The sequence below is a fragment of the Chitinophaga sp. SYP-B3965 genome (assembly GCF_009647655.1).
Classification (GTDB): domain Bacteria; phylum Bacteroidota; class Bacteroidia; order Chitinophagales; family Chitinophagaceae; genus Chitinophaga.
The window spans coordinates 1,658,577-1,680,849 of record NZ_WJFD01000001.1 but is presented as its reverse complement, the minus strand read 5'-3'; the positions used below and the strand labels follow the sequence as shown (position 1 = coordinate 1,680,849).

The 22,273-nt window shown below is 46.1% G+C and carries 15 protein-coding genes; 10 read left to right on the top strand and 5 right to left on the bottom strand.

From position 1 onward, the window contains the following. Positions 1-74: 74 nt before the first annotated feature. From GFS24_RS06535 to GFS24_RS06525, 3 genes are read right to left on the bottom strand one after another with little or no spacing between them, the layout of a single operon-like run. A complete protein-coding gene (locus GFS24_RS06535; RefSeq protein ID WP_153658774.1) occupies positions 75-416 on the bottom strand; it encodes a DHCW motif cupin fold protein in 342 nt (113 codons plus the stop codon). Then, positions 413-826 carry an EamA family transporter gene (locus GFS24_RS06530; RefSeq protein ID WP_153658773.1) on the bottom strand — a complete coding sequence of 138 codons (414 nt, stop codon included), beginning with the start codon at positions 824-826 and terminating at the stop codon, positions 413-415. Before GFS24_RS06530 ends, GFS24_RS06535 begins: the two co-directional genes overlap by 4 nt. 8 nt (positions 827-834) lie before the next feature. Further along, entirely contained in the window at positions 835-1,671 is an 837-nt protein-coding gene (locus GFS24_RS06525; RefSeq protein ID WP_153658772.1) for an AraC family transcriptional regulator, read from the bottom strand. 96 nt (positions 1,672-1,767) lie between these two features. Here GFS24_RS06525 and GFS24_RS06520 point away from each other — a divergent pair, with 96 nt between their 5' ends. Together GFS24_RS06520 and GFS24_RS06515 are read left to right on the top strand one after the other, a co-directional pair. After that, positions 1,768-2,931 (top strand): MFS transporter, encoded by a 1,164-nt coding sequence (locus tag GFS24_RS06520; protein ID WP_153658771.1) that lies wholly within the window; start codon positions 1,768-1,770, stop codon positions 2,929-2,931. Further along, entirely contained in the window at positions 2,932-4,146 is a 1,215-nt protein-coding gene (locus tag GFS24_RS06515; protein WP_153658770.1) for an MFS transporter, read from the top strand. It abuts the gene before it with no gap. On the opposite strand, the gene GFS24_RS06510 is transcribed toward GFS24_RS06515, so the two are convergent. Continuing rightward, positions 4,046-4,645 (bottom strand): pseudouridine synthase, encoded by a 600-nt coding sequence (locus GFS24_RS06510; protein WP_153658769.1) that lies wholly within the window; start codon positions 4,643-4,645, stop codon positions 4,046-4,048. The genes GFS24_RS06515 and GFS24_RS06510 overlap by 101 nt on opposite strands. 114 nt (positions 4,646-4,759) lie before the next feature. Between GFS24_RS06510 and GFS24_RS29155 the strand changes: the two genes are divergently transcribed. The 3 genes from GFS24_RS29155 to GFS24_RS06495 all read left to right on the top strand — a co-directional run bounded on the left by GFS24_RS29155 (position 4,760) and on the right by GFS24_RS06495 (position 9,087). After that, positions 4,760-6,598 (top strand): family 16 glycoside hydrolase, encoded by a 1,839-nt coding sequence (locus GFS24_RS29155; RefSeq protein WP_153658768.1) that lies wholly within the window; start codon positions 4,760-4,762, stop codon positions 6,596-6,598. Between the two features lie 20 nt (positions 6,599-6,618). Beyond that, on the top strand, positions 6,619-8,577 hold the full coding sequence (locus GFS24_RS06500) for a c-type cytochrome (RefSeq protein WP_153658767.1): 1,959 nt from the start codon (positions 6,619-6,621) through the stop codon (positions 8,575-8,577). Between the two features lie 69 nt (positions 8,578-8,646). Then, entirely contained in the window at positions 8,647-9,087 is a 441-nt protein-coding gene (locus tag GFS24_RS06495) for a hypothetical protein (RefSeq protein WP_153658766.1), read from the top strand. Here the strand turns inward: GFS24_RS06495 and GFS24_RS06490 are convergent. Continuing rightward, the gene (locus tag GFS24_RS06490; RefSeq protein ID WP_153658765.1) at positions 9,048-9,614 is read right to left on the bottom strand and encodes a DUF4256 domain-containing protein; all 567 of its coding nucleotides are present in this window, start codon (positions 9,612-9,614) and stop codon (positions 9,048-9,050) included. The two genes, GFS24_RS06495 and GFS24_RS06490, sit on opposite strands and share 40 nt — an antisense overlap. Before the next feature lie 395 nt (positions 9,615-10,009). Here GFS24_RS06490 and GFS24_RS06485 point away from each other — a divergent pair, with 395 nt between their 5' ends. Genes GFS24_RS06485 through GFS24_RS06465 form a run of 5 tightly spaced genes read left to right on the top strand, consistent with a single transcriptional unit; the run spans position 10,010 to position 22,267 of the window. Continuing rightward, positions 10,010-12,415, top strand: a complete 2,406-nt coding sequence (locus GFS24_RS06485; RefSeq protein ID WP_153658764.1) for a hypothetical protein — start codon at positions 10,010-10,012, stop codon at positions 12,413-12,415. A gap of 7 nt (positions 12,416-12,422) precedes the next feature. Continuing rightward, positions 12,423-13,523 (top strand): DUF928 domain-containing protein, encoded by a 1,101-nt coding sequence (locus GFS24_RS06480; protein ID WP_153658763.1) that lies wholly within the window; start codon positions 12,423-12,425, stop codon positions 13,521-13,523. Position 13,524: 1 nt separating this feature from the next. Next, entirely contained in the window at positions 13,525-14,016 is a 492-nt protein-coding gene (locus tag GFS24_RS06475) for a hypothetical protein (RefSeq protein WP_153658762.1), read from the top strand. Continuing rightward, positions 14,013-21,482, top strand: a complete 7,470-nt coding sequence (locus GFS24_RS06470) for a hypothetical protein (protein ID WP_153658761.1) — start codon at positions 14,013-14,015, stop codon at positions 21,480-21,482. The genes GFS24_RS06475 and GFS24_RS06470 overlap by 4 nt, the downstream gene beginning before the upstream one ends. Further along, a complete protein-coding gene (locus GFS24_RS06465) occupies positions 21,479-22,267 on the top strand; it encodes a hypothetical protein (RefSeq protein ID WP_153658760.1) in 789 nt (262 codons plus the stop codon). Before GFS24_RS06470 ends, GFS24_RS06465 begins: the two co-directional genes overlap by 4 nt. Positions 22,268-22,273: the final 6 nt, after the last annotated feature.

The following is a 22,273-nucleotide window of genomic DNA, read 5'->3' as shown; positions in this document are numbered from 1 at the left end:
GAATGTTTATTCTTTGTTAGAATAACTCTTTCATCTCAAAAGAAGAAACCCTCTCGTAGCACTGAATGCTCTCCTTATTTCTTTTGCAAAAACGCCCCATCAACAATAAACAACTTCGCACCCACATCCGTAAAAGACCGATGTGAACTAAGATCATCTGTTACCTGGTAACTCATCCCTTTCTTCATAAAATGAAAACTCCCATCCGCCAGTTCCGTAGTCATTTCCCCCTCCAGGCAATAGATGATATGGCCTTTCTGGCACCAATGATCCGCTTTATAACCTTTGGAATATTCTACCACACGGATACGCAGATCCCCCAGCTGTAAGGTGCGCCAGTAAGCCACCCCCGTTTCTCCTTTATGCTCAGTAGGAGCAATCGCCTCCCAATCAGTTGTGAAAAAATCAATGTTCATACTACAAGGATAATTGTTCCGCCAATAATGCACAATGCACCAATAGCCGTTTTAACAGTAAGCGCTTCTCCCAGGAAAATAACAGAAAAGAGAATAGCAAGTGCAACACTTAGTTTATCAATAGACGCCACCTGCGCCACTTTTCCCAATTGCAGCGCACGAAAGTAAAAGATCCAGGAAAGCCCCGTAGCCACACCCGATAATCCTAAAAAGATCAGGTTGTTCTTTGTAAGCAACTGAATATGTTGCGTAGCCCCTCTGAAATAAGCAATCCCCCAGGCAACGAAAAGGATCACCACCGTACGTATGGCAGTAGCCAGATCAGAATCAACCCCCTTCATGCCCACCTTCGCCAGGATAGCCACCAATGATGCAAAAAATGCTGATAACAATGCATAGACCCACCACATATGAACAGTTATTTGATGTAACGTTTTTTAAACTCACGCGGATTTTCTCCCTCCAGTTTCTTAAATACTTTATTGAAATAGGAGAGCTGCTCAAACCCTGTGGTAAAGCAGGCTTCCCCCACAGAACTATCCTGCAGCAACAGGTTCTTTGCCTGGTTGATCCTGCAACGGTTCACAAAATCAGTGAACGTTAAACCCGTTTGTTTTTTGAAATACCGGCAGAACGCAGCGGTAGTCATGTGTACTTCTTTAGCAATATGGTTCACATCCGGTTTTCCCTGATAATGTGTATCCACATAATCATAGATAGCAGACATGCGCTCTTTCTCCTTATGTTGCTGATTCACGGAATCATTCAACTGTACCACTTCCTTACTCGTAGCCATGATCTGGAAGATCTCTAACAAACTCATCAACTGACCGAAATGTTCCTTCGTTTGCATGGCTTTCAATTTCTCCGCCACAACAGCCTTTGTTTGCCCGGTAAAGGACAAACCATATTTCGCTTTCTGAAACAGTGCTTTGATGGCAGATAATTCCGGGGCATTCAGGAAAGCATCTCCTAAAAAGTCCTCTTTCAGCTGCACCACGATCTGGTTGATCTCGTATCCCAGTCCGTAATCGAAATTCAAATGGGGCACATCGGGCCCTATGAAAATGAGGTCGTTATCCACGTAGCCTGACAAATGCTGCCCCACATGGCGGGTGCCGGAACCCCCTTCCACATACACAATTTCATATTCCGGGTGAAAGTGCCAGAAGAAGCTCTTTTTGAAGCAGGAAGTATTCAGTTTGAAGGACTTACCGGAATCCGGCTTTATCTCTTCCAGTTGAATTTTGCTCATAGGGGCAAAATTAAGGCATTTAATGATCAATGGAGTGCAAATATTGATCATTATAGAGGTAGTTGAGCATTACACCTTGTAATAATTTTGTGGCCAATGCAAATAGCGAATACATTATCATTACCAGTCCCAAGGATCTACCGGATAGCCCTGAGCATCTTCTTTTTTGTGCAGGGATTGATCTTTGCCAGCTGGGCCAGCCGTATCCCCGATATCAAGCTGAAATTTAACCTGAGCGATGCGGAACTGGGCAGTCTGTTGTTTGCCTTACCAGCCGGACAAATGGCCGGCATGGCGCTTTCCGGTTACCTGGTATCTAAATTTGGCAGCCGTTTGATGCTGCTGATCGGTGTGGTGATATATCCCGGAACATTGATCCTCTTAGGGGCTGCGCCTACTATAGCTTTACTGGTAACTGCCCTTGTGTTCTTTGGCCTTTGTGCCAACCTCATCAACATAGCCGCCAATACACAGGCGATCAGTGTGGAAGCCCTGTACCGCAAAAGCATCATGGCCAGCTTTCACGGCCTGTGGAGTCTGGCAGGTTTCACCGGCGGACTGATAGGCGGTTTTATGGCAGCGCACAAGCAAACACCCTTTGTGCATTACTGTATGATCTTTGGTCTCACCATGCTGCTGGCTTTGTTATCAGGTCCGTATCTGTTACCAAGGGATGCTTCCCGGAAAAATAAACAAACCTCCATTTTCGTAAAACCGAACAAGAGTATCATCATATTAGGCATGATCACCTTTGCCTGCATGATCTGCGAGGGCACTATGTTTGAATGGAGCGGTGTATATTTTCAGCAGATCGTTCATGCACCTGTAAACCTGGTGGGCCTTGGGTTCACCGCCTTCATGAGCACCATGGCAGGTGGCCGTTTTGCAGCAGATTATTTCATCACAAAATTTGGCGTGAAACGCATGTTGCAGGCCAGTGGTATTACCATCCTAACCGGTCTGTTAACCGCCGTGATATTACCCACCATTGTACCTACTACTATCGGGTTCCTGTTAGTAGGGTTAGGCGTGGCATCTGTAGTACCCATGACATATAGCCTGGCGGGCCGTTCGCGCACTATTCAACCCGGTGTGGCATTGGCCATGGTATCTTCTATTGGTTTCCTGGGCTTTCTGCTGGGACCGCCACTGATAGGGTTTGTGGCAGAAGCATTTGGCCTCAGATGGTCATTTACATTAATCGCTGTGTTAGGATTAGGTACTACCTTGCTGGCAGGCAGTATTAAAAACGAGGAATAAATGAATTCACCGCGGCAGGCACGTATAGCGATCGCATTATTTTTCTTCCTTTCAGGTTTTGGTTTCTCTTCCTGGGCTTCCCGCATTCCGGATCTGCAGCACAGGCTGCAATTGAACAATGCGGAATTAGGTATTGTGTTATTCGCATTGCCGGTGGGGCTGTTCTGCACGATGCCTGTAACAGGTATACTCCTGCAACGTTTCAGCAGCAGCAGGATCATGTTCATTGGCGCATTGGCCTTCAACGGTATGTTAAGCCTGCTGGGTTTTGTAACTTCTGTGTGGCAGCTGGTGATAGGGTTATTGTGTTTCGGCGCATCCCGTAATATGCTCAACATTTCTATGAATGCACAGTCTGTTGGTGTGCAGGCATTATATCAACGGTCCATCATCACTACCTTTCATGGTATCTGGAGTGTAGCGGGTTTTTGCGGTGCCGGGTTGGGCGGCATCATGGTGTATTTTAAAATAGCGCCGCAGTGGCATTTTATGATCGTAGGGGTGCTGATGGTGATCCTGGGTTTCTTTGCCTATCCCGGTAGTCTGAAGCAACCGCCGGCCACGAGTGGCAGAGGTAAGTTTGCATGGCCGGATAAAGGACTGATGAAGTACGGCCTGATCTGTTTCGCGGTCATGTCCTGCGAGGGCACGATGATAGACTGGTGCGCGATCTATTTTAAAGAAGCCGTGCAGGCATCTGAAAAAATAGTAACGGCAGGGTTTGTAGTGTATATGGGGGCGATGGCTGCCGCACGTTTCACCGGGGACAAGCTCCTGCATAAATTAGGTATCGTTACCATGATCAAATACAGCGGGCTGCTTATCTTCTGCGGCTTATCGCTGGCGGCGCTGGTGCCGCACCCTATACCGGCAGGGATCGGTTTTATGATGACGGGTGTAGGTGTTTCCTGTGTAGTACCGCTGGTGTTCAGTATGGCAGGAAAATCCACTACCATGGCAAATGGTCCTGCTATTGCAGCGGTATCTACGATCGGTTATATTGGTTTTTTACTGGTGCCGCCTATGATCGGTTTCATGTCTGAAGCAGTAGGGTTGAGGTGGACGTTTGCTTTGATGGCCCTCTTCGGTTTACTGATCACCGCATTGATCACCATCAGTTCCAGTTCGAAATTTTCAGCTTCTCAAAAAACTCCGCTTCCGCAATCTCCAGCACACCACCCGGCGGAAGATCACCCAGTTCCAAACCTTCAATAGATACGCGGATCAGCCGCTGGCAGCGGTGATGCACAGCCGCTACCATTTTACGTACCTGGTGAAATTTTCCTTCCGTTAAAGTAATGAGGAGCCAGGTATGCGGGATGTCTTCTCTTAATTCAATGGTACGGTCTGTTAAGTTGGCGGGTTTCTGTACGATCTCCACTTTGCAGGGAGTGGTTTTGTATGTTGCACCACCGGCTATCTGGATAGAAACGCCGGTACGTAATTGTTCCAGCCTTTCCGGTGTTACAACGTTCTTCACTTTTACGAGATACGTTCTGCCATGGGGTTGCTCACCCTGGAAAAGCAGGCGGGTTACTTTTTTATTGGTAGTAAGGATCAGCAAACCTTCTGAATGATTATCCAGCCTGCCTACCGCATGTATGCCTTCCGGAAAATCATAATCCAGCTCGCCGATCAGCCTTCCTCCCTCCACGCCGCCAATGAACTGGGAGAGCATGTTGAAAGGTTTATGAATAATAAAGTAACGGTTCATGCGTGCAAAGAAAGGAAATTTTTATTTAGCAAATCGTTTAGCAGAAAGGCCTTTCAGCCTACCATTCCTCAAGAATAATTTGAACCGGAAGGAAACTATTTATATTTTGCGACTATGGTACTAAGATCGAAAAACAGTTTTCTAAGCCGGTCCTGGATCGGTTTTTTTGTATGCGGTGCCGGGCTGATCATTGGCCAGCCGGCCATCGGCCAGTCAGGCCAGATCCCGCTGCAGGATTTTTCTTCTTTTAAGAATCCCGGAAGTAGCTGGCAAATTGCAGGCGATGTATCCGCCAGCCTGAATCAGCCCAATGTGCTCAACACCGCCAAAGGCGCTGGTATCCTGGTGAATATGCCCGGTAAAAAGGCGCACGGGGAAGATCTCTTTTCCAACCTGGAACATGGAGATCTTGACCTGGAACTGGATTATATGATGGCAGCAGGCTCCAATTCCGGTATTTACTTACAGGGCCGGTACGAACTGCAGCTGCTGGACAGCTGGGGCGTACGCTCCCCCAAATCCGGCGATAACGGTGGTATCTACGAACGCTGGGACGATAGCAAACCAGAAGGCCAGAAAGGCTACCAGGGTTATGCTCCCCGCCAGAACACCAGCAAAGCACCCGGTTTATGGCAACACCTGAAAGTTTCCTTCCAGGCACCCCGTTTTGATGTTACCGGCAAGAAAATAGAGAATGCCCGCATCATCCGCATGGAACTGAACGGTGTGATGATCCATGAGAATGTAGAATTAATGGGCCCTACCCGTGGTTCCATTGGCGGCGGCGATGAAAAAGCCACCGGCCCCCTGCGTATCCAGGGAGATCATGGTGCGGTAGCCTTTAAGAATATTACGATCAAACAATTTGATAAGGCGCTTCCTGAACTTACTAATCTGCAATACAGCGTATATAAAGGCCGCTATGAACCCAATGTAAACCTCTCTGCCCAAAAAGCAGAAGCACAGGGTACCGTAGCTAAGCTCACCGCTAATGCAGGCCCCTTAAGCAAAGAATACCAGATCCTGTATAAAGGCACCCTGAAAGTAAAAGAGGCGGGAGAATACAACTTCGCCCTCAACGGACAAGGTGGCGGCGCAGAGGTGAAGATCAATAACCAGGTAGTAGTGCCATTTGGCCAACGGGGCGGGAAAGCAAATTTATCCGCCGGTGATCTGCCAGTAGAGATCATTTACGGCAGGGCAGGAGACTATGGAAACCCTGCTTTAGGGCTCAGCATCGCAGGCCCTGGCATCCGCGAATTCTATACCGGAGATGCCATCACACCGGATGATACAGATCCAATCCTCGTAGGTGCAGAAACAAACACCATCCTGCGCAGCTTCATGGATGTGGGCAACCGTACAAGAGTTGTACATGCCGTATCTGTAGGCAGCCCTGAAAAACTGCATTACACATATGACCTGGATAAAGGAAACTTAGTGCAATTGTGGAGAGGCGATTTCCTGGAAACCACCCCAATGTGGCATGAAAGAGGAAACGGTACTGCCCGTCCGCAAGGCGCTGTGCAACGTTTTGGTTTGCCTTTCTTTACACTGGGCAGATTAGCTAACGAACAGGCTGCATGGAATGCAGATTCCACCGGCACCAGCTACCGTCCTAAAGGATATGTACTGGATGAAAAGGACAGGCCCACCTTCAAATACCAGATCTTCGGTTCCAACGTAACAGACGCCATCCGTGTATCAGAAGACGGCCATGGCATCTCCCGCGAGATCACGGTAACAGCACCTGCCGGCGACCTTTATGCGAAACTCGCAGAAGGTGCGCAGATAGAAGTAGGAGAAAAAGATCAGTATGTAATAGATGGGAAGTCGTATTACCTGCAGTTACTGGATGCCAGCGGCGCCAAACCTGTAGTGCGTGATGCCGGCAACCGCAAAGAGTTGATCATACCGGTGAAAGGCAAGTTGAGCTATTCCATCCTTTTCTAAACATTTACAGAACTGACGCAATGAAAAATATTATAAAGAAAGCTGCATTATACTTACTTCCTTTCTGCGCTGCTGTTTCAGCATTTGCACAGGAAACGCCGAAGGAAGAAGATTACTTCAGGATACAGAAGATGAGCTCGCCGGAAGGCACCCTGCTGGAAGTAGGCGGCCTCACCGTATTGCCGAATGGCGATCTGGGTGTATCCACCCGCCGCGGTGATGTGTACATTGTAGAAAATCCTACCAGCAGAAGACCTTTCTTCCGCAAGTTTGCCTCCGGTTTGCACGAAATACTGGGCCTTGCCTGGAAAGACGGCGCCCTCTATTGCGCACAAAGAGGTGAACTCACCAAACTGGTAGACACCAATATGGACGGTAAAGCAGACGTATATGAAACCGTATACGCATGGCCTATTTCCGGTCACTATCATGAATATTCTTTCGGGCCTAAATTAGCGCCCGATGGTTCTTTCTTCGTATCCGCCAACGTGGCGTTCGGGGATGAAGAATGGTGGCGCGGTGAGAGCCGTGTTCCCTGGAGAGGATGGATCATGCACATTTCCGCAGACGGAAGCAAAATGGAGCCATGGGCTACCGGTATGCGTTCCCCTTGCGGTATCAGTATGGTGGATGGTGAATTGTTCTACACAGAAAATCAGGGTGACTATATGGGCTCCGGTGGTGTATGGCGCGTAAAGAAAGGAGATTTCGTGGGTCACCCCGCCGGTCTCCGCTGGACGGGCGAACCTAATTCCCCGCTCAAGCTCACCGCCGCAGCATTCAATGCAGTACTGGATGAGCGCAAAGTAAGAAATGCACAGGGCAGGGCGATCAAACCAGAGAACGTGATTGATGAAAAATTCAAAACCATGTTCGAGGTAAAGAAAACTATTCCTGAATTACGTCTTCCTGCTGTATGGTTACCACACGGTGTACTGGGTATCTCTAACTCAGAAATGGTAAAGATCCCTGAAGGTGCATTCGGTCCTTTTGCCGGTCAGACACTCGTTGGTGACCAGGGTCAAAGTAAGATCATGCGGGTGGTGATGGAAAAAGTGAACGGTGAATACCAGGGTGTGGCATTTGATTTCCGCCAGGGTTTCCAGTCAGGTGTATTACGTATGGCATGGGGCCAGGATGGTTCTCTCTTTGTGGGAGAAACTAATCGTGGATGGGGTTCTGCCGGTGATGCCAACGAAGGTTTACAACGCCTGGTATGGAACAACCGCATACCTTTTGAAATGCAAACTGTGAAGGCGATGCCCGATGGTTTTGAAATAGAATTCACTTTACCGGTAGATAAGAAATCAGCAGAAGACCTGGCTGCGTATTCTGTAGAAAGTTTTATCTACAAATACCATCCTATATATGGCAGCCCTACCGTGAACATGGAGAAATGTGAAGTGAAAGGGGTGAAGGTGTCTGAAGATGGATTGAAAGTACGTGTGATCGTAGATAATCTTCGTCAGTACTACATTCACAACATCACACTGGAAGGTGTGCGTTCTAAAGATAACTTCTATTCACTTGTACACCCGACTGGATATTATACACTGAATAATATTCCTGAGGGTAACAAGCTGGCTATGAGTGGAGTAAGCACCCGCAATTCTGCGAAGGAAGCTGCTGCTGCTGTGAAAGCTAAACCGGTTGCTGCAGTGAAGCCTGGAACTAAAGCTGCTGCAACAACAACAGCCGCAGTTAGACCTGCTGCACCGAAAGTAGCCACTTATGAAGAAGTGAAACCATTGCTCCTGAAATACACCTGCGCTGCGTGTCATAACGCTGATAAGAAACAGGTAGGACCTGCGTTCAAGGATATTGCCAAGAAGCATTACAGCAATGAAATGATGGTGAAGCTGATCTACAATCCAAACCCGGAGAACTGGCCTGGTTATGCTACGGAGATGCCTCCTATGCCACAGGTACCAAAGGCAGATGCCCTGAAGATCGCCGGCTGGATCAATTCTTTGAAGTAAACGATAGTGTTTTATAATGAAAGGCCTCCTGATTAACAGGAGGCCTTTTTATTTGTATATTGTTGCGCTATGCCATTATTTGAATTCAGCCTCGCCGGAAAAAACACCTATGAAATAAGACGGAATCGTGCGCTTCAGTTTAATGCAATTATGACCAGCGTTATCTTTCTTACCTGTGCACTGACTACATTCCTTACTGCCGCGTTGGGGACAGCTATCATCTTTTTTGTGCTGCGATATTTAAAGATAAGAGGAGAAGAACGTTACCGCATTGTTGCTATCAGGATGGATGATAGTAATATTAATATCAGTTATGATGACAGAAGCATCATCAAACAGCTAAGCGGCAGCCATGCAGATTTTAAGTTTAAAAAAAGGAATGTTTACCTGGCTGTATATTACCAGGGAAAATTAAAAATAAAGCAATTTGAGCAGGATGAATTAAGGCTGCCAGTGTTTGATAGGATTATTCAAACCCTTAACGAACCCCTGAACGCCCTGGCGCCATAATAAGAATCAGCGCCGTTATGATACAGAAAAACAGTGTTATAGCGGCGATCCATAAAGAGGGCCCCACCCAGTTCCCTGATATCTGAAGGGGTGACTATCCAGCTGGACGTTTTTGTATCGAAACTACCCAGCTGTTGCAACGCACGGTATTCTTCTTCTGTTAAAAGCTTAATACCCATGGCAGCTGCCATATCAATGACGTTATTTTTTGGTTTATGTTCTTTCCTGGCAGCCAGCGCTTCATAGTCGTAACAAATACTTCTGCGGCCTTTAGGGCTTTCTGCTGAACAATCATAGAAAATGTATTCGCCTGTCTTTTTATCAAACCCCACAACATCCGGTTCTCCGCCAGTACTTTCCATTTCATTAAGCGACCATAATTTATCAGCATGATCTTCCAGTTTCGCTTGCACTTTATCCCATGTAATACCTTTATGGCGGCCCATGTTTTTCTCAAAACGGGCTTTTAATGCAGTGAGCAGTTCTTTACGTTGTTCAGGCGACAACTTTTTCTTGTGGGTAGTCATGTTTTCAGGCTTTATTACTACGAATATAAATGTAGTTATTTAACTACGCAAATTTTCCTGGGATATTTTCTATCCATTTGACACCCTTTTTATGCTGGTGGCTCCTTTACTTATATCTTAGTTTTTTTTATTAGAATTTATTTTGATTATTGAAATTTGTTTATATTTTTGAGAGGTGATTCAGAAAGACAAGAGACATGTAACCTTATAAAACCCGTGAATATCCCGTATACCAGAATAGATTGTGTTTGAACCCGGAATGATAACCTAGCCTAGTGATACAATCCAATTCCCGTAATACATAATGTTTACCTGTACCGATAACCCGTAATGGTTTTCACTGCAGCTTTTGCTGTATGTGTTAGTCCATGCTATGTAATTCTTAAACGTGAACTATGACCTTGCTCCGTTATGCCGGCATTATTGTTTGCCTTGCAATTGCTTTTCCCGTGCATGCGCAACAATCGGTTCCCCCCCTGGATACAGGAAAAGTGATCTTAAACAACATCTCTTTTGCAGGTAATGCCGTTGTTAGGAAAGTATTGGTGGACTCACTGAATAAACAGTTCTCCCGCTTTTCTAAACCAGTCTTACCCTCCAGCCCGATACCCGGTTTTACCCGGCCTCACAACTTAAAGGGGCTTAACGATACCGCAAAGCAGCAGTTCTTTGCATATGTGCAGGGCACTTCCGGCGCGCTCAAAACGCATCAGCTGGAGGAGGGATATAAACTGCTGAAAGATACGTCCCGCATGAATAAGTTCATTGATGATAAGCTCAGGGGCTTTTATGCTTTGATGAAAGATGATCCTGCCATGGGGGCTTTAAAACTGCCCGGTAAACCCACCAATAAGTTGTCGCAGGCAGGAGCAGAGGCCAGTTACGGAGATACTACGGGTAATTCTTCCGGATGGTGGAACAACATACAATTGCATGACCAGGTTACTGTAGGTAGTATTCCTGTCAATCTTCAATATGCTAACGTTTCAGGATATAGCCAGTTTGATTCCAAAATGGAAAACGACAACCTGGTGAAGTTCAATTTTGATAAAGAGGCTTATGTGAAGAAGATCAATGCCCACCTCCAGAAAAACTACGACCTCAAAAAATACTTCCTGGACGACATTGATTTTAAATCCCATCTGCGTGCATTCGTAGACGAGAGGATGAAAGCCTTAAAAGGAGGGAAAGACAGCCTCCTGCGCCATGTGAACGCCGATCAGCTGATGCATATGGACAGTTCACAGTTACGCAATCTTGTATTAAATAAAGGGCAACTGCCGGATAGCGCTTTGGAAAATTATTACGGCCAGCTGATGCAGTTGAAGAATGAATTGGGTGGAGGCGCACAGATGTTGAACAGCCAGCATTTGGTGAAGGATAATTTAAATAAATGGATGGAAGATCCTGCATCCACCACAAAACTGGCGGAAGACCTCATACCGATGGGTGGCCTGCAAAAGATCTTATTGAAAGTAAAAGAACTGAACGTGGGGAACATTGCGGCCAATGCCAGCAAGGGTACGGTGTCTGATCTGTTTATGACAGGCGCAGCGGGATCACTGCTAAACGATAAGAATAAATTTATAATGGCAGCTGTGGGAAAGAGCCGGGAAATGACCCCACGGGATATGGGGCTGAATGCTACCATGGATGCGCCTGCTAAAAGCCTGCAGTTCCTGCGTCTTGGCCCGGGAGACATCGGGAAAGGGCATACCCATATTTCTGCATTGAATGCTAACGCCCGCAATTCCCCTGGCCGTGCGCCCAATGTAATGGCGCTGGCACAGAATACATTCGTAGGTACTTTCTCCAAACAACTCAGTCTTGGTGAATATGGTTCGATAGAAGCGGAATTCTCTAAATCGGCTAACCGCACAGGCGGTTCAGGATCCGGACTGGAGCATGCGGCCGTTTCTAAAGCCGCTATTGCCGGTTTCTTTGATGATTTCCTCGTTACCGCTTCCGCCGGATTGAGCTACAGTGGTGAAATATCAAAATGGAGAACAGGGCATACAGTGTACCTGAACTATTCCGGTTTAGGATATAATAATCCAGGTAACCCTTATTCCCGCCGCGGTATGCTGCAATACGGCCTCAACCTGAAACGTACCTGGCTGAAGAACAAAGCCAGCATACAATTCCGTTCCGATGTAAAGAACATGGCCCGTTCCGCCGTTACCGGAAGCCAATGGAAGAACTACACTTTTTCACTGGATGGGCGCTACCGTGTTTCCCGCAAACTAACGTTCAGCAGCCGGATACATCAGAGCAAAATGAATACGGTGAGCGACAAAAATACAGATGCTGTATTCCTGAACAGGAAGATCAATTTCTCTTCCCAGATGAATGGAAAAATGTGGGCACGCCCATTTACGAGTTTTGCCATGCTGGGATTACAGCAGCTGAATTATGAAAATGCCCTGCAACCTATACGCAGCATGTTCATCAACACACAGGTGAGTCATAGTGTAATGATCGGTACCCGGATGGTCACCGGTAACCTCTTTTATAACCGCGACCTGAAGAATGCAGCAACTTACAGTAACCTGTTAAACATAGACGCCGGGTACCACTACGCATTGCTAAAAACGATCCAGTGCAGCAGCAGCCTCACCTTCCTGGACAATAAGGATGTAGTAAGGCAAATAGGTGTTCGCCAGCAGGCGGCTGCACAATTGATGAAGCGCTTTAGTGTGAATGTGAGCGTAGATCTGCGTAAAGACCTTATCAATACGCCACAGAATTACCTGTATGGAAACTTCCGTACAGAAATGTCATTGCATTACCAGTTGAATTAGAATGAAGATGAATAAACGTTGGATCACCATTTTGGTGTTGCTGTTATTGCCGCTGTTAAGCAGGGCGCAACTGGCCATTTCTTTTCTGCCGGAAACGCAGGGCCGTACGCTGGAAGGACTGATGATGGCCCGGATCATGAATCCTGGCACACAGCAGCTTTCCTGTTTCCTGGTCATTAAAGTAACGGAAGGCCGGTCTGGTAAGATCGCTGAAACCCGCACTGCCGCTTTTAGTGTGCTGCCAGGTTTAAGCAGTATCCCGCCTGCGATTGCTTACAATGCCTCCTGGCAATTCGGCGCCAGCCCCACTGCCACGGTGATCAGGCAAAGCCATCATTTCCCGGAAGGAGAGTATGAGTATTGCTATGAGTTATACGCAAATGATAAAGACAAACCGGGAGAATTACTGGCGGAACAATGTTTCGATTACTTCCTGGAGCCTTTCAGTCCTTTAATGCTCACAGAGCCATACGATGGAGATCAGATCTGCGATAAGCGCCCGACACTCTTCTGGCAACCGATGCTGCCCGCTATACCCGGTATGATGTACCGTTTGGTATTGGTAGAAGTAAAACAGGGCCAGGCAAAAGCAGAAGCGCTGCATTATAACATGCCCATTATTCAACAGCTGAATATTCAAACACCTATGTTGTTCTATCCACCCATCAGCCGTGAGCTGGAAGAAGGAAAACGTTATGCATGGCAGGTGCTGGCCAACAGGGGCGATATGGTGCTGGGGAGATCAGAGATCTGGGATTTTACGGTGAAGTGTGTGGATAGTACGAAAGCATTACCGGTAGAGAGCTACAGGAATATTGAAGACCTGGCTAAGGGGAACTTCTATATCGCAAAAGAGCGGATCTTCTTTGCTGTGAACAATACTTATGATAAAGCCACCTTGAAGTATGACATACAATGCATCAATAAACCAGAGATCAAAATAAAGAAGCTGCCGGAGATCATGTTGAAGCGTGGCCGCAATGAAGTAATTATTGACCTGGAAGACGTAGATGGTTTTACAGATGGGTACTTCTATCTTTTAAATATGCGTTTGCCGAATGGAGAAGCGCGTCAGCTGAGGTTTGTTTACAAAGCAGAAACGGAATAACATGAAATATATACTTGTGATAATGATGGCTGCACTCGCTGCTTGTTCAGGTGGCCGTCAGGAAAGGATGAAAGCATTGATGGCGGATTCCGTTAATGGCCTGTTCCAGGTCAGGGAAATAAATGGGCACAGGTTCAGGTTAACGTATCTGCCGGAGGAAAAGCAACAGGGAGAATGGTGTTTCAAACTCAATGTAGAACTGTCTCCGGAAATGAAAGCCTCAAAGGGGGAAAGCCGGCAGGGTAGTTATGGTGTGGATACCCTTTTCTCACTGGTGTCCGGCCGGGATACCATACTGCCTGTACATGCTATGCGCGTAGCAAATGGCAATATGAACGGTGTTGAATACATGATCATTTTTGAAAAGAAGCCATGGCAGGTGGAAAATGCAAAATTCTGTTTTAGTGACTGGCTGTTTACCCACCGCTTCCTTGAATTTCCCATACAACTGCCTGCAATTAATAAGATTGATTCTATAAGCTCACGGATATGATTAGAAAAGCTGCAACCAGGAAAACCCTTGCCTGTTTCTTTCTCGGCATCCTTACCCTGGAAACGCTGTTGCCAACACGCTCGCTTGCACTTACTTCCGGCCCTAAACAGCCGGAAACATCGCAATTCGCTGCTGCAAGCACCAGTGAAATGGTGGATTTATTTACCGGAGATTTTAAATACAATATTCCCCTGATAGATGTAGACGGGTATCCTGTAAACCTGAACTACGCATCCGGTATAGGAATGGATGATGAGGCCAGCTGGGTAGGGCTGGGATGGAACCTGAATGTAGGGGCCATTAACAGGCAGCTGAGAGGTATCGCGGATGATGCCAGCGGAGATGATGTGATCGTGGAAAACTACATGAAGCCCAAGATCACAGTAGGCGCAAGAATGACCCATCGTGCGGAAATAGCCGGATGGAACGACTATGGAAGAATTGGGCTTAACGGCAGCCTGAATGTGAGCATCTTTAGTGATAACTATAATGGATATGGTGCGGATGTAGGAGTGGGTGCGGGCGTCTCCCAATCATTATCCATGGGTGGCAGTATGACCACCGCCCTCACTATGGGAGTGGGTATATCCATGAATTCCAGTACACAGGATGGTGTAACCCTGAGCCCCTCGCTATCGCTGTCTGTACAGCAGAATATGGACGATGTTTCCAGTGTATCAGCAGGTTTATCTGCTAACCTTGGATATAATACAAGAGAAGGATTGAAAAGCACAACACTGGGTGCATCTTTTTCATTAGCCAGTGGTGCGGATGATGATGATACTGACGGGGTGGATGAGATCACTGCCAGAGGCAGCACAGGTTACAGTACTTCAGCTTCAAAAACCACTTACAATACCCCGCCGTTCTATCCACGGTCTGGAACAGCTTTTAAAACGAAAAGTACCTCCTATGGTTTTGATATCGGTGGCGAAATTTACCTGTTAAGTCTTTCTGGTGGACTTACCGGATATAAAACAGTAAGAGAGATCCTAAATCCCCTTACAAAAACACATGCATATGGGTTTATGTATGCTGAAAGAGGAAAACAGAAAGGAGATGCCTTGTTGGATTTTATGCGGGAGAAGGATAACCCTGTTGTTCCAAATTTGCAGAACCTCGCTATTCCTATTGCCACGCCGGACCTGTTCTCTTATTCCGGCCAGGCCGGCGGAGGTCAGTTCCGTTTGTACAGAGGAACTACAGGTGTGTTTGCAGATGCCTATACAGAAGATAAAACAGATATCAGCTCACTCTCCACAGAATATGGTTTTGGTGCTTATTTCCATGGAGGGATGACGTACACTAAAGAACATGTATCAAATAAAACAGGGAAATGGCGGGCTGAGAATGATTTCCTGGTAAGAGGGGATTATCCTGCTATGGAGAAGTTGGGAGAAGAACAGGCTTACTTCAAGATGGTAGGAGAAAAGAACATGAGCGATCCTGCTTTTGATAATCAGGTCCATACTGATGGTGTGGTTAAAGTTGGTTTGAATGGCCGGCATTTAACTAATACATTTCAAGGGGGAGAGAATCATCATAGCGGAGCAAATCCACTGCCGGAGGAGCCATTTAGAAAGAAAGGCCGTCAGTATCGCCGTTCGCCTATTTTAGCATTAACCGCTGAAGAAGCTGAAAATGCTGCGTTGGATAAGGAGGTGTTTTCCTGGCCTTTCAATGCAGCCAATACTTTTTCTCCGGATCCATGTAATCTACTGTATAATCCACTCCTTGTCGGGCGGATAACTGCAGACAGGAAACCACATCATTTATCTGAAATGACGATACAGGATGATAATGGAGGCCGCATGGTATATGGCATTCCTGTATATAATACCAAACAGATAGAATATACTTTTTCTGTGGATCCATCCCTGATGACCCAGGATGATAAGGATAAGAACCTGGTGCCCTATCAGTTTGATGGTGGTGGGAATATCAAACATAAACACGAAAAAACAGATCATTACTACAGGAAAGAAACACAACCTGCTTATGCAACATCGTATTTGCTGACAGGAGTGCTTTCTCCGGATTATATAGATCTTCAGGGAGATGGTATAACAGATGATGATCCGGGAACCGCAGTTAAGTTTAATTACTCTAAAGTACAAGGGACGTATAAATGGCGCGCGCCATTTGCTGTGCCGGGAACATTAACCGGCAGGGCGCAGTATAATAAAGGCCTTCAGGCAGATGATACGGACGATAAGGGGAATATTGTTTACGGAGAAAAGGAATTATGGTATTTGCATTCCATCCAGTCAAAAACCAAAATTGCTTACTTTATTACAGAAGACCGGGAGGATGCATTGGGTGTAATGGACGAACATGGTGCCATCAATACAACGGTGAGGCAGAAGCTGCTGAAGGAGATCCGCATTTTTTCAAAAACAGATCTGGAAACCCCTATAAAAACTGTGGTTTTTGATTATGATTATTCCCTGTGCCAGAATTCTCCTAACTCTATCAGCACCGGAAAGGGAAAGCTCACATTAAAAAGAGTATACTTTAAATATAATAACTCGGACAAGGGGAAATACCATCCTTACACTTTCACTTACCAGGAGAATCAACCCTACAACTTCCTGTCGTCTGACCGTTGGGGCAGTTACAAAGGAATTACAGACAATGCAGATGCCAATGAAGGTTTTGCTGCGTTGAGGAATGATGAGTTCCCTTATACGGACCGTTCCGCACTGGCAGATGAAAATGCTAAGACCTGGCATCTTTCAAAGATCGAATTGCCCACAGGAGGAGAAATTGAGGTAGACTACGAATCGGATGACTATTCATATGTACAGGATAAGAAGGCCATGCAAATGACCGCGATTGACGGGCTGATCAAAAACGGCACCGGAGAAGCCGCCTTGAACTTAAGGGATGCACAGGGTTTCAAATTTAAACTCACGGAAGAACCTGAAGACGTTCCGGAAGACGCAGCATTAAGAAAAGATTGGTTTATACGAAATTATTTAAGCGGGAAACCATACCTCTACGCAAAGTTATTTATAAATATTTCCGATCATCCTTTATCACAGGATGATCAGTACTACGATTATATTCCCTGTTATGCAGAAATAAGTGATGTGCAATTTGATACCGGAGACAGTAAGATCGTATATCTTCTCTTTAAATCTGCAGAAGTAGGGAATGTAACAGGTAACCCGTTCTCATTTGCCGCCTGGCAAAAAATGAGGCTGGAATATCCTCGTTATGCATATCCCGGATATAAGAACAGGATTGATGATGACAGGCCTGTAGCTGCTGCTGTAACTGCCCTGGCAAGTGCCATCAGCAATTTCTCTGAACTGAAAATGAACTTCAACAAGAAGGCAGATAAAAAACATTTTGCTGAAGCCGTAAAACTGGAGAAGAGTTTCTTACGCATTGCGGCTCCCAAAGCCGGGAAGAATGGAGGAGGAGTGAGGGTGAGCAAACTGAGGATATTGGATAAATGGGATGCGATGGCAGAAAATACGGCAGGAGCAATTTACGGACAGAGTTATGATTACCGGATGATGGAGAACGGCAAGCTGATCAGTAGTGGTGTGGCTGCTTATGAGCCATCCATTGGGGGGGATGAAAATCCTATGCGCATGCCATTGCCCTATTCACAGGAATCTATGTGGGCACTCACCAATCTGTTCTACCTGGAAGAACCGATGGTAGAAACTTTGTTCCCGGCGCCGCAGGTAGGATATCGCAGAGTGGCCGTTTCTAATCTTGCTGCCGACGGACAGGTGTCTGATGCAATGGGGAGTAGTGTGAATGAGTATTATACTGCCAAAGAATTTCCTGTAATAGTAGATAACAACATGGCGGAAAAGGTAGAAGCAGAGTCCAAAAGATGGTACCCGTTCTTTGGTGCGGATTATTCACATGAATTATACATGTCCCAGGGTTACCAGATCATCCTTAATGATATGCATGGAAAGCCCTTCAAAGAAACGATCCTTAATAAAGCAGGAGAAGAGATCTCTGCGGTTGAATATGTATATAATTCAATTGAAAATGGAGGGCGCCTTCAGTTGGACAACTCTGCTATTCCGGTCATGAAGGATTATGGTAAAGTCCAGGAAGGTTACATGTCTCGTGAAATAGAGTTGTTTGCAGATATGAGGGAGCAGGAAACAGCCAGCACTAACAAGATATATAATTTAGGCGTGGATGTGATCCCCACTTTCCTGCCTTTCCCTACACCTTTCCCACATATTCCGGTAGGAAAGAATAACGATTACAGGTTATTCCGGTCATCCAGTGTGCTTAAAACAGTAGCAAACTATGGTGTGTTAATGGAAGTTATTAAAACGGTGAACGGTTCAACTATTAAAACGAATCATCTTGCCTTTGATCATGAAACGGGAGAAGTGCTGCTCACAAAAACACAGAACGAATTCGAAAGCCCAATATACACATTAACCATTCCGGCCTATTATGTACATGGAGGCATGGGGATGGCATACAGATCATTGAATGCGGTGATCTCTGATTTTGAAGTGAACGCTGCTGCGGAGATACCGTATGAATATGAGTCAGTCCTCGTTCCCGGAGATGAGATCATCAACCTGGCAACAGGCAGAAGGAGCTGGGTCATAAGATCTGCTATCGGAGAAGCCGAATCCAAATTGCGCCTGATAGATATCGGAGGAAGGCTGGAAAGGGATTATGTAGCAGGCAAAGTAAAAGTATGCCGGTCCGGCTACCGGAACTTATTAACGGCAAAAGGTGCAACTTTTGTTACCCTCAAGGACCCAAGAGGTTATCCGCATGAAGACCTGAGTGGTTTTTTCAATGAAGAGATCACAGCTAACTTCCCTATGCTGGATACCAAAGCTATTTTGTATCATGAAGCGTGGGGCAGGCCTGCTGATTGTGTGAGCAACAGCTGCCCTGAAGGATATGTGGATGCGGGTGATGGAAAAGGTTGTGTAATAAATCCAACCGCTAATACCACTTTAAGTGTTGTGCCTGGTGATACGTATTGGCAATACGGAGATCATGGTGTAAGGTTGTATAACGACCAGGTTGTTAATGATAATGCCGGATGGTATGATGACCTTGGGAGTGGTTATTGGATGGGGGGCAGTAACAGCCGGTTATGGCAGGCTGGCGTTAAAATGCCCAATGTTCCTACCAACACCTGGTGGGGCCTGGAAGCCTGTTTTACGGCACCAAGAGAGGGCTGGTATTATTTAGGGTTTGCCTCTGATAACTTCGGGCATTATTATATTGATGGATTCCTCAAAGCTTCCCAGACTGCCTTAGACCCTGAAACTTCTTTATGGTGGCGGATCATCCAGGTTCATTTAACGGCCGGAAAACATACTGTACGGGTAGATGCTGCTAATGGCGGATCGGGTAGCAGTAATCCTGAATCAGTGGCGGTGGAGATCTATGACGCAACCAGGATCCAAATGATGAGCGGCGCACTGAGCCTTGGCAGCAAACGGATATTTTCAACAGAGTGGTTGCGGGATGATGCCAGCGTATCCTGCTTTACATTATCCTCCGCTCCTTTTGGACCTAGAACTGCGGCAAGGTATACTTGTAAGCCTGGGAAAACATTGAATATATGTGATGGTACACCTAATTGCGGATATAAATTGAAAGGAGATTGCCCTGATGGATATACGAAATCAGCAGATGGTATGTCCTGCATTGCGCCTAAGATCGTAGATAACGGAACGGAGCTGGATGTTGTTCGTGCACCTGATCATCCGCTCTATGACAGGTTTGGAGCGCGTTTATATGATGAAGCAACGCCTTCCGGCCAAGTTATTACGAACAGTTATTACGGGGGCGTTGACTGCCCTCCCATAGAAGCCAGGACTTCTGCTGGTCCTTACTTTTATTGTGGCCGCCTGAATTCTTCGGGCGTAAGATTAACCAGTGATTTTAGCCCTCTGACTGTGGCGCACAGAGGACTCAGCGATTGTGTAACAATACCATCTACAGGAACTTATTACATTGGGCTTGCAGGTATAAAAAGTACACTGGTATCTATTGATGGTGAAGCATGGAAAGCAAGAACTGATAATAATAGCACGGAATTATGGCGTATTTACCCCATTGAGTTAACCGCGGGGCAACACGTTATTACAGTAGAGTCGGAGGGCGTGGATCCGGGAGATGTGCCTATCATAGGCGTTGAATTATATAGTGGTTCCAGGGCTGATGTTGTTGATGGGTTGGATGCAGAAGTGTTATGGTCTACTACCATGGCCCTGACGCATACCTATAACAGCTTTCTCCGTGGACCCGGTAGTTCAATCTACAGGGCAAAATCCTTATGCGGAACTGTTTTGACTAATCCCTGTACAAATTCCTGCGAGATCTCTGTTAATGGGGTAATGAATCCTTACTATACCGGTTTCTTAGGAAACTGGTCTGTATGGAAGGAATACGTATACATGGATACAAAACCCGATAACGGCATCTTTGATCCTGCTGTAAAAGATCTGAACATCCGTAAAAGCGGAGCCTATGTTCTTACAACACCTTTTTACGGTAAACATCTCAATGGCGGGTATACAACAATGCCGCATAATAATACTATCCCGGGATGGGTAGTTGCACGCGAAGCTACCATGCAGGACAGAACATCGCAGGAACTGGAAAGCAAAGATGCGCTGGGGCGTTATAGTTCCGCCCGTTTTGGTTTCAGAGGTGTATTACCTGTAGCCGTTGCATCCAATGCACGCCACAGGGAAATATTCTATGATGGTTTTGAAGATTATAAGTTTTATAATAACTGCCTGGCCAAACCTACCTGCGATGCAGGGGATTTTGATATCAGAAAGACATTAGGCACTGACTACGATACCAGGCTGGAAAAAGACGATGCACACTCTGGTAATTTCAGCCTAAAATTAAGTAGTACAGAACATCTGATATTAAACACCTGGCAGTTTAATAATGAACATACTCCTGGTATTTACCTCAGTAATAATCTTAATGGAGAATTTTACCGGAGCTTAATTCCCTGGTTAGGACTTTGGGGATTTGCGCCGATGGATGAGAAACAATACGTTTTCTCCGCCTGGGTAAAAGATGCGGCACCATTGACAGACGAAACGAGCATTCGGGTAAGTCTTAATGGCGGCGCAGACATTACGCCTACGCGAAATGCAACAGTAGAAGGATGGAAGCTGGTGGAATGTACTTTCACGATGCCTTTAAATACGGAAGGTGTTAAAGCAGTGAACCTCACCATCAAAGCAGGAGCAACTACCCTGATAGATGACATCCGCATATTCCCTTTTGATGCACAGATCAAAACTTTCAGTTACGATGACAGAACGCTCCGCCTCATGGGTGAGATGGATGAAAATAACTATGCCACGTTCTATGAATACGATGATGAAGGTTCATTAACAAGGGTAAAGAAAGAAACAGACAGAGGAATATTGACCATTAAGGAAAGTAAAACAGGCTATAAGAAAAAACCATTCCTGCCATGAGATCATTGAAAACGATATTAATACCTGTTTTGATAATAGCTACCGGCATCACCGCGTGGGCAATAACGCCTTCGATCAGGAAAATGTTCCTTGCGGGTACTAAAACGCCCGCCGTACAGGCAGCTGTTCCGGCTGATAGTTATAACGAAGAGGCGGATAGCCTTTTTAGTGAGCTGGCCGGGATCTACAACAGGATAGGGCAATTGACCACCTATATGGCGGAGGGAAGCATCCGGTTAACAGACCAGGCAGATACCAGCAGGTCCATGTTCACCCGTTTTCGCTATTGCCATAAAGATTCCCTTACCTATTACCAGTTGGGAGAGCAGGAAACAATTGCAATACCCGGCATCTACATCACCGTAAATCACAGTATTCATAAGATATTCCTGTCTCCAAGAGAAAACAAAGCTTCCGGACCACAGTTTTTTGTGAGCCCCGAACAATTGAATGAATTGAAGAAGGAGCGGTATGCCATTTCCAAAGAGAACATGGAACCATTAACCGTGATCCGGCTCAGGAATGAAAGGCATATCAGTTGCCGGGAATACAGGGTGTCCTATGACAGTACAAGGTTTATCCGGCGGATCTTTATGCGTAATTCAGATGAAACCGCGCCAGGGGACCTGTCGATGGATAAACTCATCACGATCACTATAAATGCCTGGCAAACCGAAAATTTACCGGTGCAGGTATTTAATGTGAACAGGTATGTGCAGCAGAAAGGAGATAATTGGTTGCCTGCAGCTGCCTTCCGGGATTATGAAGTGAAATATATCTATTAAAGTTAG

Excerpts from the sequence above, each read along its gene's own strand:
- GFS24_RS06535 (WP_153658774.1), bottom strand. The coding sequence starts at position 416 with ATGAACATTGATTTTTTCACAACTGATTGGGAGGCGATTGCTCCTACT.
- GFS24_RS06530 (WP_153658773.1), bottom strand. The coding sequence starts at position 826 with ATGTGGTGGGTCTATGCATTGTTATCAGCATTTTTTGCATCATTGGTG.
- GFS24_RS06525 (WP_153658772.1), bottom strand. The coding sequence starts at position 1,671 with ATGAGCAAAATTCAACTGGAAGAGATAAAGCCGGATTCCGGTAAGTCC.
- GFS24_RS06520 (WP_153658771.1), top strand. The coding sequence starts at position 1,768 with ATGCAAATAGCGAATACATTATCATTACCAGTCCCAAGGATCTACCGG.
- GFS24_RS06515 (WP_153658770.1), top strand. The coding sequence starts at position 2,932 with ATGAATTCACCGCGGCAGGCACGTATAGCGATCGCATTATTTTTCTTC.
- GFS24_RS06510 (WP_153658769.1), bottom strand. The coding sequence starts at position 4,645 with ATGAACCGTTACTTTATTATTCATAAACCTTTCAACATGCTCTCCCAG.
- GFS24_RS29155 (WP_153658768.1), top strand. The coding sequence starts at position 4,760 with ATGGTACTAAGATCGAAAAACAGTTTTCTAAGCCGGTCCTGGATCGGT.
- GFS24_RS06500 (WP_153658767.1), top strand. The coding sequence starts at position 6,619 with ATGAAAAATATTATAAAGAAAGCTGCATTATACTTACTTCCTTTCTGC.
- GFS24_RS06495 (WP_153658766.1), top strand. The coding sequence starts at position 8,647 with ATGCCATTATTTGAATTCAGCCTCGCCGGAAAAAACACCTATGAAATA.
- GFS24_RS06490 (WP_153658765.1), bottom strand. The coding sequence starts at position 9,614 with ATGACTACCCACAAGAAAAAGTTGTCGCCTGAACAACGTAAAGAACTG.
- GFS24_RS06485 (WP_153658764.1), top strand. The coding sequence starts at position 10,010 with ATGACCTTGCTCCGTTATGCCGGCATTATTGTTTGCCTTGCAATTGCT.
- GFS24_RS06480 (WP_153658763.1), top strand. The coding sequence starts at position 12,423 with ATGAATAAACGTTGGATCACCATTTTGGTGTTGCTGTTATTGCCGCTG.
- GFS24_RS06475 (WP_153658762.1), top strand. The coding sequence starts at position 13,525 with ATGAAATATATACTTGTGATAATGATGGCTGCACTCGCTGCTTGTTCA.
- GFS24_RS06470 (WP_153658761.1), top strand. The coding sequence starts at position 14,013 with ATGATTAGAAAAGCTGCAACCAGGAAAACCCTTGCCTGTTTCTTTCTC.
- GFS24_RS06465 (WP_153658760.1), top strand. The coding sequence starts at position 21,479 with ATGAGATCATTGAAAACGATATTAATACCTGTTTTGATAATAGCTACC.